Origin of the sequence: Burkholderia sp. THE68 (genome assembly GCF_009938265.1) — a bacterium.
Taxonomy (GTDB): domain Bacteria; phylum Pseudomonadota; class Gammaproteobacteria; order Burkholderiales; family Burkholderiaceae; genus Caballeronia.
Genome location: NZ_AP022317.1, coordinates 498,546 through 515,676, shown reverse-complemented (window position 1 = coordinate 515,676; position 17,131 = coordinate 498,546). Strand labels below are relative to the sequence as shown.

Annotated in this window: 18 protein-coding genes; 9 read left to right on the top strand and 9 right to left on the bottom strand. The window is 61.0% G+C overall.

Annotated elements, in window-relative coordinates:
* The first annotated feature begins 62 nt into the window (after positions 1-62).
* Complete coding sequence (locus BTHE68_RS23655; RefSeq protein ID WP_162068724.1) at positions 63-959, top strand: DMT family transporter; 897 nt, start codon at positions 63-65, stop codon at positions 957-959.
* Here BTHE68_RS23655 and BTHE68_RS23650 read toward each other — a convergent pair.
* The 3 genes from BTHE68_RS23650 to leuC all read right to left on the bottom strand — a co-directional run bounded on the left by BTHE68_RS23650 (position 956) and on the right by leuC (position 4,403).
* The gene (locus BTHE68_RS23650; protein WP_162068723.1) at positions 956-2,278 is read right to left on the bottom strand and encodes a 2-hydroxycarboxylate transporter family protein; all 1,323 of its coding nucleotides are present in this window, start codon (positions 2,276-2,278) and stop codon (positions 956-958) included. The two genes, BTHE68_RS23655 and BTHE68_RS23650, sit on opposite strands and share 4 nt — an antisense overlap.
* A 72-nt stretch (positions 2,279-2,350) precedes the next feature.
* Positions 2,351-2,998 (bottom strand): 3-isopropylmalate dehydratase small subunit, encoded by a 648-nt coding sequence (gene leuD / locus BTHE68_RS23645; protein ID WP_162068722.1) that lies wholly within the window; start codon positions 2,996-2,998, stop codon positions 2,351-2,353.
* Entirely contained in the window at positions 2,991-4,403 is a 1,413-nt protein-coding gene (leuC, locus tag BTHE68_RS23640; protein ID WP_162068721.1) for a 3-isopropylmalate dehydratase large subunit, read from the bottom strand. The genes leuD and leuC overlap by 8 nt, the downstream gene beginning before the upstream one ends.
* A gap of 117 nt (positions 4,404-4,520) precedes the next feature.
* Between leuC and BTHE68_RS23635 the strand changes: the two genes are divergently transcribed.
* Entirely contained in the window at positions 4,521-5,432 is a 912-nt protein-coding gene (locus BTHE68_RS23635; RefSeq protein ID WP_162068720.1) for a LysR family transcriptional regulator, read from the top strand.
* Between the two features lie 9 nt (positions 5,433-5,441).
* Here the strand turns inward: BTHE68_RS23635 and BTHE68_RS23630 are convergent, their stop codons facing one another.
* Together BTHE68_RS23630 and BTHE68_RS23625 are read right to left on the bottom strand one after the other, a co-directional pair.
* Positions 5,442-5,771 (bottom strand): DMT family transporter, encoded by a 330-nt coding sequence (locus BTHE68_RS23630; protein ID WP_162068719.1) that lies wholly within the window; start codon positions 5,769-5,771, stop codon positions 5,442-5,444.
* The gene (locus tag BTHE68_RS23625; RefSeq protein ID WP_162068718.1) at positions 5,768-6,472 is read right to left on the bottom strand and encodes a glutathione S-transferase family protein; all 705 of its coding nucleotides are present in this window, start codon (positions 6,470-6,472) and stop codon (positions 5,768-5,770) included. Before BTHE68_RS23625 ends, BTHE68_RS23630 begins: the two co-directional genes overlap by 4 nt.
* A gap of 120 nt (positions 6,473-6,592) precedes the next feature.
* Between BTHE68_RS23625 and BTHE68_RS23620 the strand changes: the two genes are divergently transcribed.
* The gene (locus tag BTHE68_RS23620) at positions 6,593-7,513 is read left to right on the top strand and encodes a LysR family transcriptional regulator (protein ID WP_162068717.1); all 921 of its coding nucleotides are present in this window, start codon (positions 6,593-6,595) and stop codon (positions 7,511-7,513) included.
* A 2-nt stretch (positions 7,514-7,515) separates the two neighbouring features.
* Here the strand turns inward: BTHE68_RS23620 and BTHE68_RS23615 are convergent, their stop codons facing one another.
* Positions 7,516-7,803: a hypothetical protein gene (locus BTHE68_RS23615; RefSeq protein WP_162068716.1), complete on the bottom strand. Its 288-nt coding sequence runs from the start codon at positions 7,801-7,803 to the stop codon at positions 7,516-7,518.
* A 334-nt stretch (positions 7,804-8,137) separates the two neighbouring features.
* On the opposite strand from BTHE68_RS23615, the gene BTHE68_RS23610 reads away from it, so the two are divergent.
* Positions 8,138-8,341, top strand: a complete 204-nt coding sequence (locus tag BTHE68_RS23610) for a cold-shock protein (RefSeq protein ID WP_162068715.1) — start codon at positions 8,138-8,140, stop codon at positions 8,339-8,341.
* Between the two features lie 110 nt (positions 8,342-8,451).
* The gene (locus BTHE68_RS23605) at positions 8,452-8,661 is read left to right on the top strand and encodes a hypothetical protein (RefSeq protein WP_143328157.1); all 210 of its coding nucleotides are present in this window, start codon (positions 8,452-8,454) and stop codon (positions 8,659-8,661) included.
* A gap of 528 nt (positions 8,662-9,189) precedes the next feature.
* Here BTHE68_RS23605 and BTHE68_RS23600 read toward each other — a convergent pair.
* From BTHE68_RS23600 to BTHE68_RS23590, 3 genes are all read right to left on the bottom strand, one after another.
* Complete coding sequence (locus BTHE68_RS23600) at positions 9,190-10,815, bottom strand: hybrid sensor histidine kinase/response regulator (protein WP_162068714.1); 1,626 nt, start codon at positions 10,813-10,815, stop codon at positions 9,190-9,192.
* A 17-nt stretch (positions 10,816-10,832) separates the two neighbouring features.
* Positions 10,833-11,429 (bottom strand): MEDS domain-containing protein, encoded by a 597-nt coding sequence (locus BTHE68_RS23595; RefSeq protein WP_232078095.1) that lies wholly within the window; start codon positions 11,427-11,429, stop codon positions 10,833-10,835.
* 138 nt (positions 11,430-11,567) lie between these two features.
* Positions 11,568-11,813, bottom strand: a complete 246-nt coding sequence (locus BTHE68_RS23590) for a hypothetical protein (RefSeq protein WP_162068712.1) — start codon at positions 11,811-11,813, stop codon at positions 11,568-11,570.
* On the opposite strand from BTHE68_RS23590, the gene BTHE68_RS23585 reads away from it, so the two are divergent.
* The 4 genes from BTHE68_RS23585 to aspA all read left to right on the top strand — a co-directional run bounded on the left by BTHE68_RS23585 (position 11,785) and on the right by aspA (position 17,124).
* Positions 11,785-12,699 carry a LysR substrate-binding domain-containing protein gene (locus tag BTHE68_RS23585; protein ID WP_162068711.1) on the top strand — a complete coding sequence of 305 codons (915 nt, stop codon included), beginning with the start codon at positions 11,785-11,787 and terminating at the stop codon, positions 12,697-12,699. The two genes, BTHE68_RS23590 and BTHE68_RS23585, sit on opposite strands and share 29 nt — an antisense overlap.
* 184 nt (positions 12,700-12,883) lie before the next feature.
* Entirely contained in the window at positions 12,884-14,179 is a 1,296-nt protein-coding gene (locus BTHE68_RS23580) for a dicarboxylate/amino acid:cation symporter (protein ID WP_162068710.1), read from the top strand.
* Positions 14,176-15,663, top strand: a complete 1,488-nt coding sequence (gene cuyB / locus BTHE68_RS23575) for a cysteate racemase (RefSeq protein WP_162068709.1) — start codon at positions 14,176-14,178, stop codon at positions 15,661-15,663. Before BTHE68_RS23580 ends, cuyB begins: the two co-directional genes overlap by 4 nt.
* A 42-nt stretch (positions 15,664-15,705) precedes the next feature.
* Positions 15,706-17,124, top strand: a complete 1,419-nt coding sequence (gene aspA / locus BTHE68_RS23570) for an aspartate ammonia-lyase (protein ID WP_162068708.1) — start codon at positions 15,706-15,708, stop codon at positions 17,122-17,124.
* Positions 17,125-17,131: the final 7 nt, after the last annotated feature.

Below are 17,131 nucleotides of genomic sequence, written 5' to 3'. Positions count from 1 at the left end.
CGTCCCGGCCCGTTGCATCGCGGCGCCGCCATTCGTCATGACGTACTTGATATAGCATCGACATGAAGCTTGCGCGGCTTGCGTTCGTGATGCTCGGTCTCTTCTGGGGATCGAACTTTATCTACATGAAGTGGGCGTCGTCCTCGATCAGCCCGATGCAGATAGCCTTCCTGCGCGTATTCTTCGGCTTTCTTCCGCTGGCTTTCGTTGCCTGGCGAAGGAAGGTCATCCGCTTCGATCAGTTGCGTTACCTTCATCATTTCATCGTGATGGGGTTCGTCGCGACTGCGTTCTACTATTTCGCAATTACCCAAGGCACGGCGCTGCTTCCTTCCGGGATAGCCGCCGTGCTTGGCAATGCGGCCACGCTCTTTACGGCGATTTTCTCTGCCTTCTTTCTGAGAACGGAGAAGATGAACAGCACGATGGCCCTGGGCGTTTTGCTCGGCTTCGTTGGCATCACCTTGATCGCGCGGCCATGGGAAGGCGCGGCGGGTTCGATCGAGTTCGCAGGTGTTTGCTGGCTGCTGATCAGCTCACTCGTGCTCGGACTTTCTTACGTCTACGTGCGCGCATTCTTGTCGCCATCGGGTCTGCCTCCGCTCGCACTGGCAACCTGGCAGATGGGCATCGCGGTTGGGGTTCTTGCGGCCGTCACCGATTTCAGCGGAGTGACGAACATCCTCCACGATCCATTGGCCACCGTCGGCCTGGTGGTCGGAGGCGGGATTCTCGGTACCGGCGTTTCCTTCTTCCTGTATTACTACCTTCTCGAAAAGTTCGGCGCGGTGGCGTCGTCCGGCGCCACTTACATGGCTCCGGCCGTCGCGTTGATCATCGGTTGGGCGGTTGGAGAGAAGTTCGGTCTGCTGGAGTTCGCGGCGCTCGTACTCATCATCTTCAGTGTGATGATTCTGCACGTGGGCCGTCAGCGAACGTTGCAACGTGCCGTAGGTTAGGAAAGCCACTTCATCATCAGCGTGGCGAAGACGACCATCCCTGCGCCGCCGATGCGCGTGGAGATCTGCGCGAAGGGCATCAGACCCATCCGGTTCGATGAAGACAGAATCGCCACGTCGCCGGTTCCACCAAGGCCGCTGTGACACGCGGTGATGATCGCGGATTCGACCGGGTACATCTTCAGCCACGCGCCGACGAAGAAGCCGGAGATGATCATCGCGATGACGGTCGCTGCGCAAATGACGAAGTATGCCGGCGAGAACGCGCCCACCAACTTGTCCCACGACACGAACAGCGTGCCCAGTCCGACGAGAATGGCGAAGGTCAGGTTCGTCGACATGAACTTGTACATCTGATACGCGCCGACTTCCATCGATTCCGGAATTGCCTTGAAAAGCTTCAATACGGCGGCCGCAATGATCATCAGCACGGGACCCGGGATACCCGTCATGGGTGAAAGCAGCGCGCCGAGGATGAACAGCGTGCAGCCGAGCAGCAAGCCGAAGCCCATCAACCGCAGGTCCAGTGCCGCTTCGGTTTTCTGCGCCTTGAGCAGAGCCTGATCTTCTCCGGTCCTGACGAGCGTGCCGTCGCCGCTGTACTGCCGATATTTCTCGCCAAAGCGCTTCAGAATACCGCTGCCGAGAATCGCAACGACGTTGCCGATCAACGCTGCGGGAACCATCATCGCAATCAGGTGGCCTTGCGCCGAACCCGTGATTTCCGAATAGCCGATGGAAAGCGGAAGAATGCCCTCGCCGATGCCGCCGCCGAGAATGGGTATCACGATGTAGAAGAACACGTGCTTCGGATCGTAGCCGAACATCAGGCCGACGAGTACGCCCGCTGCGATTGCCGTGATGGTTCCAATCAGCAATGGCACGAACATCTTCAGAAAGCCTTCGATGAGGATCTTCCGGTTCATGCCGAGAATGCTGCCAGCCACGAGACACGCGATATACAGATACTGGAGATTCGCCGTCTTCATCGTCGTGGTGATGGCCTTGAGCGAGGCGTCATCCATCAACTTGTATCCGAGCAGCGCGGACGGTACGAACAGGCAGAGTATGGCCGGGCCGCCGATATGCCTGAAAAGAGGAATTCTGCTTCCGATCTCTCCGAGCAAAAGTCCGGAAAGCATGAGAACGGCGAAGCCGCCGATCATGTCGTTCGGAAGCTTCTTTGTAGCGGCCGCCAGTATGGTCACGAGCGCAAGCGCCGCGAACATCACGACAGGCATTCCGCCGATCTTGACGTGGTTGATTTTCGCGAGAAATCCCGACGGCGCATTGCATGCGCGCACGGAAGAGGTTTCCATGAATGTCTCCTGATGGATTGCGGGCTCTGCGGGCCTTGAGATGCCCTTGGGAATGGACGCTTGGCGCGTCTCTTATCGAGCTGCTTTTTGCTGTTTCGGAAGGTCGATCTTCATCCACGGATGCGCGGCGTAATGCTTCGATTCGAATGCGCCGATGGCATCGCTGTCACTCAGCGTCATGCCGATCATGTCCAGCCCTTCGATGAACATGTGCTTCTGTCGGGCGGGCAATTCGAACGCGTATTTCGTTGCGCCGTCTGCTGTGATGACGCATTGATTCTCGACATCGATCGTCAATGTGTTCGTCGCCGGGTCGCTGGCGAGCGCGGTCAGCTCCGCGATGACGTGCGGTTCGAGCATCACCAGCAGAAGCCGGTTGTTCAACGCATTGAAGTAGAAGATCTCGCCGAAGCTGGGCGCGATGACTGCATCGAAGCCCGCCTGTTGCAAGCCCCAGACGGCGTGTTCGCGGCTGGAACCACAGCCGAAGTTCGCGCCGGTTATCAAAATGCGCGCACCTTGGTATGCGGGGCGATTCAACACGAAGTCGGGTCGGGGCGTGCCTGTGGCCGCGTTCGTACGCAGGTCGTAAAGAACGCCTCGTGCGAGGCCTGACTTATCGATACCGAACAGAAACTGCTTCGGCATGATCTGGTCGGTGTCGAGATTGTTCAGCGGCAGCGGCGCGGCAACGCCGGTCAGGGACGTGTTCTTAGACATGAGCCAACTCCTTGCGTACGTCGACGATATGGCCCGCGAGCGCGGCAGCCGCGGCCATGGCAGGGCTCATCAGATGCGTGCGTGCGCCGCGACCTTGCCGCCCTTCGAAGTTTCGGTTGGTGGTCGAGGCGCAGCGCTGACCCGGTTCGAGGATGTCGTCGTTCATGGCGAGGCACATCGAGCAGCCCGGCTGACGCCATTCGAAACCTGCCTCGATCAGCACACCGGTGATGCCTTCGCGTTCGGCCTGCTCACGCACCATGCCGGAGCCGGGTACGACCATGGCCCGAACCGACGAAGCGACCTTGCGGCCACGCACGACATCGGCGACCGCGCGAAGGTCTTCGATACGCGCGTTGGTGCATGAACCGATGAACACATGATCGATGGCGAGTCCGTCGATGGCCTGGCCGGCGTCGAGACCCATGTAGTCCAATGCCTTCGCTGCGTTCCTGCCTTCGACCGGCTCTTCAGGAAGGCCGGGAATGCGCGCGGTAACCGGAATGGCCTGGTCGGGACTGGTGCCCCAGGTGACGAACGGCGCAACGTCCCGCGCGTCGAACCGGTGCGTGATGTCGAAAGCGGCATCCGCGTCGGACTTCAGTTCGAGCCACGCGTTGGTCGCGGCGGCGATATCGGCTTGCGAAAGGTCCTTGATGCGCTCGGCTACGTACTGAAGCGTCGTCGCGTCGGGCGCGATCAATGCACCGCGCGCGCCGGCTTCGACCGTCATGTTGCAGAGCGTCATGCGCGCCTCGGCGGACAGCGACGCGATCGCCGGGCCCGAGTATTCGACCGCGAATCCGCGTGCGCCTTGTGCGCCGATCTTCGAGATGATGTAAAGCACGAGGTCTTTCGACGTCGTACCCGCCGGCAAGGTACCGTCCACGACGATGTGCATGTCGCGGGCCACGCGGTAGACCAGCGTCTGCGTTGCAAGCACGTGTTCGACTTCCGACGTTCCGATGCCGAAACCGAGCGCGCCAAGCGCGCCGTAAGTCGTCGTGTGGCTATCCCCGCACAGCACCACCATGCCCGGACGAATCAGGCCGATTTCGGGCGCCACGACGTGCTCGATACCCTGTTCGCGGTCTTTGACATCGAACAGATGGATACCGTGCTTCTGGCAGTTGCGCGTGAAGTTGGCGGCCTGATTGGCGGCCGCGTCGATGAAGATGGTGCGCTTGTCGACGGCGACGGGATGCGTCGGAATGACGTGATCGACGATGCCCATCTGCTTTTCGGGGCAGCGCACGGGCAGGTTCTTCTCGGCGAGCCCCGCGAATGCCTGCGGACTCGTGTACTCGTTCATGATGTGCAGGTCGGCATACAGCGCGACGTGCTGCTCATCGACGCGCAGGACCGTGTGGCTATCCACGATCTTCTGATAAAGCGTCTGTGCCATTTGTCTCTCTCCGGTACTGGGGGCGCTCGCTTGTCCGAGCGTTGAAGAGAGTGTAATTGCAGCGTTGATTCCGTAAAATACAGCCTGACTTAACCTATTCTTAAGATAGGCTTATAAATGGACGCGATTTCAGACCTTGAGTTCTTCGGCCGGTTAGTCACCCAGGGAAGCCTGTCAGCGCTGGCGCGCGAACTGGGCGTGACGCCTCCATCGATCAGTCTGCGCCTGAGCCAACTGGAACGACGGCTCGGCGTGAAGCTTCTGAACAGAACGACGCGTCGGCTCGCGATGACGCAAGAAGGCGAGTTGTATCTGAGCACCGGCACAAAGCTGCTGGAACAGGTGCGAGAGCTCGAGAGGATGGTGTCGAGCAGTCGCGATTTACCTCAGGGTCTTTTGAAAGTGAACGCGACCTTTGGCTTTGGCCGCCGATACATCGTTCCCGCGTTGTCGAAGTTTCGCCGGCAGTATCCGGATGTCGAAGTGCAACTGGATCTGACTGACCGGCCCATGAATCTTGCCGAGTTCGCATTCGATGTAGGCATCCGCTTCGGCGAATTGCCCGATATGCGCGTCGTCGGCAAGAAGCTGGCTTCCAATCGACGTTTCGTTTGCGCATCGCCCGCGTATCTGAAAGCGCACGGCGTTCCCGAAACGCCGGGTGATCTGCGCGGCCATACCTGCATCGTTCTGAGAGAGAACGACACGGCCTATGGAACATGGCACTTCACCAAAGGCAAGCGGCACGAGATGGTGAAGGTGCATGGTTCGATGAGCAGCAACGATGGCGAAGCGACCCTGCGTTGGGCGCTCGAAGGACACGGTGTGCTGGTCCGCTCCGAATGGGATGTCCAGCCGTATCTGGACGCAGAGTCGCTGAGACGGGTGCTCGCGGACTGGTCGCTGCCTTCTGCCGACATCTATGCGATCTACCCGGAGCGTTTGAATCTGTCGGCGAAGGTGCGGGTGTTCGTCGAGTTTCTGGAGCAGTATCTCAAGGCGCCGCATAAGGACCGCGAGGGCCGTTGATCTCTCGCGTCAGGCGGGCGCCTGCTTCAGCGCTGCAATCCCGGCGATGACCAATACGACACCGACGACCCGCAGCGCGCTCACTGCCTCGCCGAACAGCACGACGCCGAGCAGCACGGTTCCCAACGCGCCGATGCCGGTCCATACCGCGTACGCGCTGCCCACGGGCAACACGGTCAATACCTTGCCGAGCAGATAGACGAACGCTGCGAGCAACACGATCGACAGCACTGTCCATCCGGGGCGCGTGTAGCCTTGCGTGAACTTCATCGAGACGGCCCACGCGACATCGAGCAATCCGGACAGGATGAGCAACAGCCAGCCCAGACTCTGGCTCATATCGTTCTCTCCGTGCTTTCGCGAAGCAGGTACGCGTCGCGACCATGCAGAAACGCGCGCAATCGCTGTGCGTAGTCGGCAGGCACCGCGCCGATCACGCTCGGGCGTGCCGCAAGCGCGGCTCGCCATGCGGTGACTTTTGGCGTATCGGCGAACACGTGAAGATCCGCGAGTTCGTCGAATACATCGAAGTAGCGGAAGATCGGCGCGAACACGGCGTCGACCATGCCGAACTCGCCGCCTGCGAACCACGGCCCCGCGCCCAACACGCGCTCGACCGCCGCGAAGCGCTCCACCAGTGCCTTGAGTTGAGCGTGGTATGCCGGCGCATCGGTGGCGATTTCCAGCTTCCAGATCTCGGCAAGAATCGACGAACCGAATTCGATCCATCCGCGATGCCGCGCACGTTCGAGCGCATCGCTCGGCAGCAGCGTGCGGCCCGGCTGCGTTTCGTCGAGATATTCGCAGATGACGGCGCTTTCGAAGAGCACAGCGTCCTCATGGCCGTCACGCGCGATCATCAATAGCGGCACTTTTCCAAGCGGCGAAAGCGGGTCGAACCATTCGGGCCGGTTCGCCAGATCGACATAACGTTTCTCGAAACCAGTGCCTTTCTCCGCCAGCACGATGGCGGCGCGCTGCACGTAAGGACAAAGCGGATGACTGACGAGCGTAAGTGTGGATGTTTCATTGATCTTCATTGAGTCTCTCCCGTTTGATGCGTTCGGATAACGGCAGAGTAGTGTTTGCGAGACTGCAAGTCCATTGTCACCGGGAAAGCCGCACTTGCAGGGATGCAAGCGCCGTATTAACCTCGACGCATGGAAGACTGGAACGAACTTCGACTCGTGCTCGCCATTCAGCGTGACGGCAGTCTCACTGCCGCATCCGAGACGCTGGGCATCGACCATTCGACGGCTTATCGCCGCCTGAAGGCGCTCGAAACGCAGCTCGGCGCGCGTCTGTTCGAGCGCTTGCCGGGCGGCGTGTATCAGCCCACCGAGGCAGGCGCGCGCATCGCGGCCGGCGCTGAGCGAATGGAGGATGAGTTTCTGGCGCTGGGCCGCGACGTCGTCGGCGGCGATCATCGGCTGAGCGGGCGCTTGCGCGTCACGTCGTCGGAGACGCTCGCGTATAGCCAGCTCACCACGCATCTCGCGGCATTTCGTCGGGCGCATCCCGGCATCGTCGTCGAATTGTCGATCGAGAATCGCGTGCTCAGTCTCGCGCGGCGTGAAGCGGATATCGCGTTGCGTCCGGTTCGGCCGAAAGAGGGCGAACTGTGGGGTAAAAAGCTTGCGGGCGTCGCGTGGGGCTGGTACGCCGCGCCGTCGTATGTCGCGGAGAAAGGCGCGCTTTCGCGCAGCCAGAAGCTCGACGGTCACGCGTTGATCGGCTGGGACGAAGCGGCATCAGGCATTCGCGCGGCGCAGTGGCTCGCGATAAATGCGGCGTCGGCGTCGGTCGTGTACCGGACCAACAGTCTGGTGAATCAATTGATCGCCGCGCGCGCCGGTGTCGGCCTTGCGCTCTTGCCGTGCTATCTCGGCGACAGCGATACGGGTGTCACGCGCGTGGCCGCGAATCCGGTCGCCGAGATGGAAGGCGAATTGTGGATCGTCACGCATGCCGATCTGCGGAAAACCGCGCGCGTGCGAGCTTTCTTCGATGTGGTGGGAGAAGGCCTGGCCCGACAGCGTGAACTCTTCGAAGGCAAACGCGGTACTCCGAGGAAACGCTAGCCTCACATATCAATGACCGAGGCGCCCTCTACCTTTCCATCGATGATGTCTTCACCCCGTTGACGAGCAGCGCGCCGGGCAATGCCGAAGTCCGAGAACACGTCTTCCCGATCCACTTTGAACACGCGGCTCGTGCTGGTCTCGCCCGATGCGACCGGGCGACAGATGCGAACCGCGACGTCGTAACCTTCGGCATAGCGCGAATGCCTGTCGAAGCGGTCGAATGCGCGCGAGAACACAAGGGGATGAAGCTCGAACCCTTTGTAGAGGAGAGGCGGGATTGCTGGCATGACGTCTACTCCTGATTGGAGCTTCACTATACCCGCAAAACTGCCTCGGACGCGCAATTATCGTTCTCGATCTCGGTTCTATCATAGGAATGCTAAACGAAAGTGACCACGCATCCATATCACCGCTGATCTCGCCACTTCTTTGCGCATTCGAAATAGCTTGACGGTTTTCGAGTCAAAGCGTAATTTTCCTGATGAAGCCTTCAAGAAGCGCGATTGCTGCTCATCATTAACCGCAGCCCTGCGGTGTTCGTTGTCCTCTCCCTCCTTGATCCTTTATTCCGATACCGCTATCGCGGCGGTTTCGTTTGTTCGTCCTTTTCAGGAGAGTTTCATGGATACCGGCACCGTCAAGTGGTTCAACGATAGCAAGGGATTTGGATTCATCACGCCCGACAGCGGCGGCGATGATCTATTCGCGCACTTTTCGGAGATTCGCAGCGAGGGATTCAAAACGCTCGCCGAAAATCAGAAAGTCACCTACGAAACGAAGAGCGGTCCGAAGGGTCTGCAGGCGGCGAACATCACGCCGATCTAAAGAGCTTTTCTGCCGGCTCGCATGCGGGACCGGCAGCGCTTCTTTCCATCTGCTGGTTCGCGCTCGCGTGATACGATGAACCGCCACCACCGGAGTTCTCGATGTCACGCATGTTGAAAGTTGGAAGCCATGAATTCCATGTCGTGGTTCAACCGCTCGCTGCCGGTGGCTTCACCTACGCATGCGTCGACGTGGATCTGAGCGGCCCGAACGTCAGCGAGATTCGCTACGACAGCCATCTCCGCTTCGAGACGGAGGACGAGGCATACGAAGGCGGATCAGCCCACGCGAGGCGTCAGGCCGCGAGGCTGAGGCGCTAGACATCCTTGCCGTCTAGCCCTTCGGCGAAACGTAACGCCACTTCGCAGCGTGCACGTCGATGCGCGCATCATCCTGAAGTCGCTTTTCCGCGCGGTCGGATTCTGCCTGCCGCAAGGCTTCGGCGCGACTCTTCTGCGTTGCCGTGAGGTCTTGCTTTTTGAAGTGTGTAGCCGAATCGGCCGAGGTTCGCTTTAGCATGATGATGTCCGAAGAAGGAAGGCGTGTGGGCGAGCGTGCGCTCCATGACCGAACAAAGCAAGAAGAATCGTCGATTCATCAAATAGATCGCGACAGCAACCGGAAATGCGCTCAGAATGAGTGAGGAGCGACCCATTTCGTGGTCGCAGACAGGGGGATGAAATGGCAAAAGGTCAAATGCGAAGTAATCGCGAAGCAAAAAAACCTAAACAAGCGAAGAAGCTGGCCTCTCCAGTCGCCGAGCCGTTCAAGGTTCCGCTCCCGAAGACTTCGGGCTCCACCAGCGTCGCGAAAAAGAAATAGCCGTTATCGATGTAGCTTGGCGATCCTTACTGATCGTCGCTCAGGAAACGAATCAGATCGGGCAATACGACGGGCTTCACGAAATGTCGTTCGAAGCCGGCTGCGTGCGCCCGTTTCACGTCTTCGGAATGACCATAGCCCGTGAGCGCAAATAGGCGGAGTCGCGCGTGCTGCGGTTGCGCGCGCAAGGCGAGCGCCAGTTCATAACCGTCCATGCCTGGCAGGCCGATGTCGAGAACGGCGACCGCGGGTGAGAAGCGCGCCGCGATGTCCAATGCCTGAAAGGGATCGAGAGCGGTCGCGACCTCGAAGCCCAGTTCGGTCAGGAACGCTTCCATCGAGAGAAGTCCATCGACGTTATCGTCGACCAGCAGGACGCGCAATCCGGCCTGGCTCGACGGCACCGAAGCAGAGGGCAACGGCGAAGCTTGCGAACCGGCGATCTCGGCGCGTGTTGCAAGCGGCAGTGTCACCGTGAATGTTGCGCCTGTGCCGGGGCCGTCACTGCTCGCATCGACAGTGCCTCCGTGCAATTCCACCAGATTCTTCACGAGCGCGAGGCCAATGCCCAGGCCGCCTTTCGACCGGTCGATCGTCGTGCGTCCCTGCTCGAAAATCCTGAAGAGCTTCGGCATCAACTCCGCGCTGATGCCCACACCGTTGTCCTGGATGAAAACCGTGACATGACCTGGCGTCGTTCGAGCCTCGACGCGAATCTCTCCACCGACATCCGTGTATTTGGCCGCATTGTTCAGCAGGTTGCTGAACGCCTGCGTCAGACGCGTCAGATCGCCGAATATCTGCGTTCCGTCGTCGGACAGGGCAACGGTGAGCCGCTGGTTGCGTTGTTCCACGAGCGGGCTAGCCGCCTCGACCGCACGTGTGATGACGGAACTGATGCGCAGGCTTTCACGCTTGAGCTCGATCTTTCCCCGCGTGATGCGGCTGACATCCAGCAAGTCTTCGACGAGCCGGGACAGATGTGCAACCTGGCGCTCGATGATTTCGTGGTAGCGGTCGGCGATATCGCCGCGCTCGCGCCGGATCAACGCCAATGCGGTTGAAATAGGCGCAAGCGGGTTGCGCAATTCATGACCGAGCATGGCGAGAAATTCATCCTTCGCCCTGTTCGCTTCCTCGCGCTCATGGGCCGCGCGGGCGGCCTGAATGCCTGTCGCAGCCTGAGAGGTGGCCGCGCGCAGAAAGGCGATCTGGTTGAGTGTCGGGAAAGTCGGAGCCGCGGCACCGAACCACACGCTGCCTTGTCCCGAGCTGAAGCCCATGCTCAGCCTGATCATCCGCATCGGGCCCGCAGGCGTGTCGCACACACTGACCCGGGTTCCGATCGGCAGCCGGTGCCATCGGGCTATCGTCTCCTGCCATGCCGCCGACGCGTCCGCTGCGACAGTGCGTCCGTACATTCGCATCTGCACGAATGGTGGGACCGCCGGCAGCAAGGGAACGTCCACATAGCAGATGTCCAGCGGAACGATCCTTTCGATCGCCTGCGTCATCAGGCCGACGATCGCTTTGCCGTCGCCGCCCGCCCAGAGTGCCGGAAGCGCCAGCAAGCCCATCAGGTCCCTGAGCGCGTGTTCGGCGCTCTCACCGCTGAATCGGTCGATGTCCATTCTTCTGTCGCGATGGCTCAAATGGTTCGGCGGGCAAATCAGGCCTCCGCCTGTCTTTTGCGCGATTCCAGTTCCTTGATCATCTCCGATGGCCGGATAAAGAACGGATTCTCCTGGACGATTCCATTGATGAGCGTGAGCGGATGAGTGCGCAAGACATCCATGAGCATGGCGCCTGAAAGTTTGGCCATATCGTAGACGCACACGGCGGGCTGACGGTTGCGTTCGATGATCTCGTTGACTTCGGCTTCGTACGCGATGAGTTCCGGCGCGTTCGGGGTTTCTCCAAACGCCCAGTCCATGTTTCCCATGATGCGAAGCCGGGTGAATCCCTTGTCGCGTCCGGAACCGGTGAGCCGGTCTACCAGTGCGAGCATGCGATCCTTGTTGAACCTGCCTTCGTCATCCAGATAAGCTTCGGGCCATGTGATGACTTCCAGTTGTCCGCACGCCTCGCATTCTTCTACGTCGATGCCGGCGGTCTCCAGCCGGGCCTCGTGGTCGGCAAGATTCGCGGGATCGACGATGTGGAAGTTCTTCTCTCCGTTCTCGACCGCCTGTTTGTAGAACGGATTGAGCGCGTCGTATTCCTCATCGCGGCTATTGAAAAACGCGCACACGTGATAGGCGTCCATCGGCGTGCCGGCGATGGTGATTGGACTGTCCATAACCCTTCCTTACTTGACCACTTCTTGAGGAGCGGCGGCGGAACAACCCGGCGCTGGTCGGCGACCCTTGACGCGGCCACAGCCGAACCCATTTTATGGCATCGCTCACGCCGATGGCTTCGCAATTCGAAACTCATCACTGAAGGAAGCGGAAATGCGGTAACGACGACCGGATCGGTTACCAGAGAAAATGTCTGTTGATATGCCGATCGGCACAATTTGCGAGCCGCTGGCGTGAAGGACATTGCGCGCCGCAAGCAAGCGTAGAATTTCCGGCTCGTGGCGGCGAGCCCATTCGCCGCCGTTCGCACACGGATGGCTCATGGAAATCAAGTGGATCGAGGACTTCATCGCGCTCGCCCGCTATCAAAGCTTCTCGCGTGCGGCCGAGTTTCGCAACGTCACGCAATCCGGATTCAGCCGGCGCATCCAGTCGCTCGAACAATGGGTAGGCGCCGATCTGGTCGATCGCAGCGGCTTTCCGCCGACCCTCACACCAGCGGGCCAACTGTTTCGCGACGCCGCCGAAGACATTCTCGACAAGCTCTTCGATACGCGCGCCATCATTCGCACCGAGCAGCGCATTGCGGGCACGAGCCTGCAGATCGCAGCGGGCCATACCATCGCGCTCAACTTCTTGCCCGCCTGGCTCCGAACGCTCTCGAAGCAGGCCGGCGAAGTGCGCGCGCGAGTGATTCCGGCGAATGTGCACGATTCGATTCTCATGCTCGTCAATGGCAATTGCGAGTTGATGTTCGCGTATCACCATCCGCGCCTGCCGCTGCATCTCGACCCGCAGAAGTACGAGTACGTGACCGTCGGCGTCGATACGTTCATGCCGGTCTGCAAGCCCAATCAGCGGCTCGCGCCAACCTACCGTCTGCCGGGCGCGAAAGATCGTCCGATGCCGTACATCGCCTATACGGAGACGAGTTATTTCGGGCGCTGCTTCGCGTCTTTGATGGAGCAAGCGAACGCATCGCCCGCATTACGCCTGCATTACGAATCCGATATGGCCGAAGTCGTGAAGAAACTCGTTCTCGAAGGCGAGGGCGTGGCGTGGCTGCCGAAAAGCTCGATCGCGGCCGAACTCGATGCCGGCGAACTCGTTGCCGCCGGCCAGTCCGAATGGCAACTGGCGCTCGAGTTGCGCGTGTACCGCGATCTCACCAATCGCAGCGAATTGCTCGACACCATCTGGCGGCATCTTCACGCCTCGCCCGGCGCGGCCGGATAACGTCATCCGACGTTATGCGAAACTTGCATAGCCATATGCAGCACTGGCATTCACGTTTTTTCTGCCTTCCCTAAGATTCCGTCCTGACACAAAAAAGCGGCGTATCGAACTTCGACGCGCCAGCCATTCAGAACGCACGATGGTCGCGACCGACCGTTCGTGCGTCATCCCAGGACGGAGACACATGAAGAATCGCCTCACCCTCTATATCCTCGCCGGCATGGTGCTCGGCGTGGCTGTCGGTTACGTCTGTCATCGCACGGCGGCGGATGCCGCGCAGGCCAAGGTCATCGCCGGATACTTTTCCATCGTCACGGATATCTTTCTGCGGCTGGTGAAGATGATCATCGCGCCGCTAGTCTTCGCGACGCTCGTATCGGGTCTCGCCGGCATGGAAGGCACGAGCGATGTGCGCCGCATCGGCTTGCGCTCGATCGCGTGGTTCGTGTGCGCGTCGCTCTTTTCGCTTGCGCTCGGACTCGTGCTCGCGAACCTGCTGCAACCGGGCGCGGGCCTGCACATGACGCAGACGAGCGCCGACGTCGCCACCGGCCTCAACACGTCCGGTCTGAACTTCAAGGACTTCGTGACACACGCGTTTCCCACGAGCGTGATCGATGCGATGGCGCGCAACGACATTCTGCAGATTCTCGTGTTCTCCGTGATGTTCGGCATCGTTCTGAGCGTGATCAAGTCGGACCCGCGCGTGGCTCCCCTGATCGCCGGCGTGGAAGGGCTCGTGCCCGCGATGCTGAAGCTGACCGACTACGTGATGCGGCTCGCGCCCATCGGCGTGTTCGGCGCGCTCGCATCGGCGATCACGGTGCACGGACTCGATGTGCTCACCACCTACGGCAAGCTCGTCGCGAGTTTCTATGTCGGACTCGCGCTGTTGTGGGGCGCGCTGATCCTCGCCGGTTACGCGTTCCTCGGCAAGCCGGTCTGGGCCCTGCTCAAGTCGATCCGCGAGCCTGCGATGCTCGCGTTCTCCACCGCCAGCAGCGAAGCCGCGTATCCGCGTCTGACCGAGAAGCTGGAGGAATTCGGCGTCGACAAGAAAGTGGTGGGCTTCACGCTGCCGCTCGGATACGCGTTCAATCTCGACGGCTCGATGATGTATCAGGCGTTCGCGGCGATCTTCATCGCCCAGGCGTTCGGCATCGACATGCCGATCGGCACGCAGATCGTGATGCTGCTCGTGCTCATGGTGAGCAGCAAGGGCATGGCCGGGGTGGCGCGCGGCTCGGTGGTGGTCGTCGCGGCCGTGGCGCCGATGTTTCATCTGCCGCCATCGGGCGTCGTGCTCGTGCTCGCGATCGACCAGATTCTCGACATGGGGCGCACTGCGACCAACGTGATCGGCAACAGCATCGCAACGGCGGCCATCGCGAAGTGGGAAGGCAAGCGCGCCGCACGGCAGGAACGCCGCGCGGTGATGGGCGCGCCTTCGTTCGGTCAGATGGAAGGCGAGACGAAATGAACGGCACGGACACCGCGCTCACGCGCAAATTCGGCGTGGTGGGCGGACTCGGTCCGCTCGCGAGCGCGGACGTATTCTTCAAGCTGATCAAATCGACACCCGCCACGCGCGATGCCGAGCACTTCGACGCGATCTTCGAGCAGCAGCCGTTCCGCAGCGCCGGTGCCGAGAGCGAGACGCTGACGCAGCGCAAGCTGTTCATCTTCGATCTGATCGGCAACTTCGAGAAGCGTGGCGTCACGACAGTGGTGCTGCCGTGCTTTCTCAGCCACACGTTCATCGACGAACTGAAGGCGAATTCGCCGCTGGAGATCGTCGACATGCTCGACGCGGTGCGCAGCCACGTGCGCAGAAAGTTTCCGACGGTGCGCCGTGTAGGCGTGCTCGCGTCCGGCTATACGCGTCGCAGGCAGTTGTTCGAAAAGTATTTCGCCGCGCCCGAGTTCGAGCTGATCCATCCGCGCATGAGCGACGGCGTCGATCTCGTCACCGAAGCCATCTATGGCGCCGATGGCGTCAAGAGCGGCAATCTGCGTGGCCGTCCGGTCGAGCTGTTGCGCGCGGCATGCGAGGACCTCATCGCGCAGGGCGCCAATGTGATCGTGCCGGGACTCACCGAGATCGCCCTCGTGGCCGACGAGCTGGGCAGGTTCCGTGTTCCGCTCGTCGATTCGAATCTCGCTTACGCGCAGTATGTCGTGTCCGGCCAGTACGACTCGCCCGCAACGATCTTCAAGGTCGGCGTGGTGGGCGGCGTCGGGCCGGCGGCCACGGTCGATTTGATTCACAAGGTCGTGCGCGCCACGCCTGCGAAACGCGATCAGGATCACATCAAGCTGCTCGTCGAGCAGAACCCGCAGATACCGGACCGCACGGAGAACCTGATCGGCGACGGACCCGATCCGACCGTCTCGCTCTATGCGACCTGCAAGAAGCTCGAAACGGGCGGGGCGGATCTCATCGCGATTCCATGCAATACGGCGCACGCGTATGTAGAGCGCATCCAGCCGTATCTCGGCATACCGATCGTGAACATGCTGACGGTGACGGTGCGCTATCTGCGCGAGTCGTTCCCGTCGCTGCGCTCGGTGGGTTTGCTCGCGACGTCCGGCACGATCGCAAGCGGCGTCTACGAACAGGCGCTCGCGTCGCAAGGCTTGCGGCAGGTCGTGCCCGGTCCCGCGTTGCAGGCGCGCGTGATGGACGCGATCTACGGCAAGGAGGGCGTGAAAGCCGGCTTCACGACCGGGCAGTGTCAGAAAGATATCGCCGCCGCGATCGACGGTCTCATCGCCGAGGGCGTCGAGGTGGTCATTCTCGGCTGCACGGAATTGCCGCTTCTGCTGCGCGAGACGCATGTCTTCGGCGCGAACGGCGCGCGCGTGCGCGCAGTCGATCCCACTGACGTGCTCGCGAAACAGTGCGTCGCGTATGCGACTTCGGCGGCCGAGTCGCCGCCTCTGGAAGTCAACCGAGTCAACTAGCCGATCTGCCCGATCGAATCATCCAGAACCTGAGAGAAACAGATGCTTAACATAACTGAACGTATCGAACACGACCTTCTCGGCGATCTCGCCGTGCCCGCCACCGCGTACTACGGCGTGCATACGCTGCGCGCGCTGGAGAATTTCCCGATCACGGGCATTCCCATCTCCGTCTATCCGAATCTCGTCAACGCACTGGCGAGCGTGAAGGAAGCCGCGGCGCTCGCGAATCACGACCTCGGGCTGCTGAGCGAAGTGAAGATGCAGGCCATCGTGCAGGCGTGCAGACAAGTACGCTCGGGCACGGCGCACGAGCATTTCGTCGTCGATGTCATTCAGGGCGGCGCGGGCACGTCGACCAACATGAACGCGAACGAGGTCATCGCCAATCTCGCGCTCGAACATCTCGGGCATCAGCGCGGCGAATATGGCGTGCTTCACCCGAACGAAGACGTGAATCTCGGCCAGAGCACCAACGACGTCTATCCGACCGCGCTGAAGATCGCCACCTACGCGGGCATCGTGCAACTCGTCGAGGCGATGGCCGTGCTGCGCGCGTCGTTCGAACGCAAGGCGCAGGAATTCGCCAGCGACCTCAAAATGGGCCGCACGCAGCTTCAGGACGCGGTGCCGATGACGCTCGGCCAGGAGTTCAGCACCTTCGCGGTGATGCTCGGCGAAGACGAAGCGCGGCTCATGGAAGCGGCCGGGCTGATTTGCGAAATCAATCTGGGCGCGACCGCGATCGGCACAGGCATCAACACGCATCCGGACTACGCGCGCCTCGCATGCCGGCACTTGAGCGACGTGACCGGCATCGCGCTCACGACGTCGCCGAATCTCGTCGAAGCGACTCAGGATGTCGGCGCATTCGTGCAGCTTTCGGGCGTGCTGAAGCGCGTCGCGATCAAACTCTCGAAAACCTGCAACGATCTTCGCCTGCTTTCGAGCGGGCCGCGCGCGGGTCTCGGCGAAATCAACCTGCCGCCCGTGCAGGCCGGCTCCAGCATCATGCCGGGCAAGGTGAACCCGGTGATTCCGGAGGTCGTCAACCAGATCGCGTTCGAAGTCATCGGCAACGATGTGACCGTGAGTTTCGCCGCCGAAGCGGGTCAGCTTCAGCTCAACGCGTTCGAGCCGATCATCGCGCATAGTCTGTTCAAGAGCGTCGCGCACCTGCGGGCAGGATGCCTCACGCTCGCCTCGAAATGCGTCGACGGTATCACCGCGAACCGCGAGCGGCTGCGCGCGATCATCGAGAGCTCGATCGGCATCGTGACGGCGCTCAATCCGTACATCGGCTACACGCACTCGACGGAAGTCGCGAAGGAAGCGCTCGCGTCCGGCAGGAGCGTCGCGCAGATCGTGATCGAGAAAGGGCTGCTGAGTCAGTCGCAACTCGACGAAATCCTTCACCCCGCGATGCTGACGCAGCCCAGAACACTGGCGTCGATGGCGTGATGCGGCA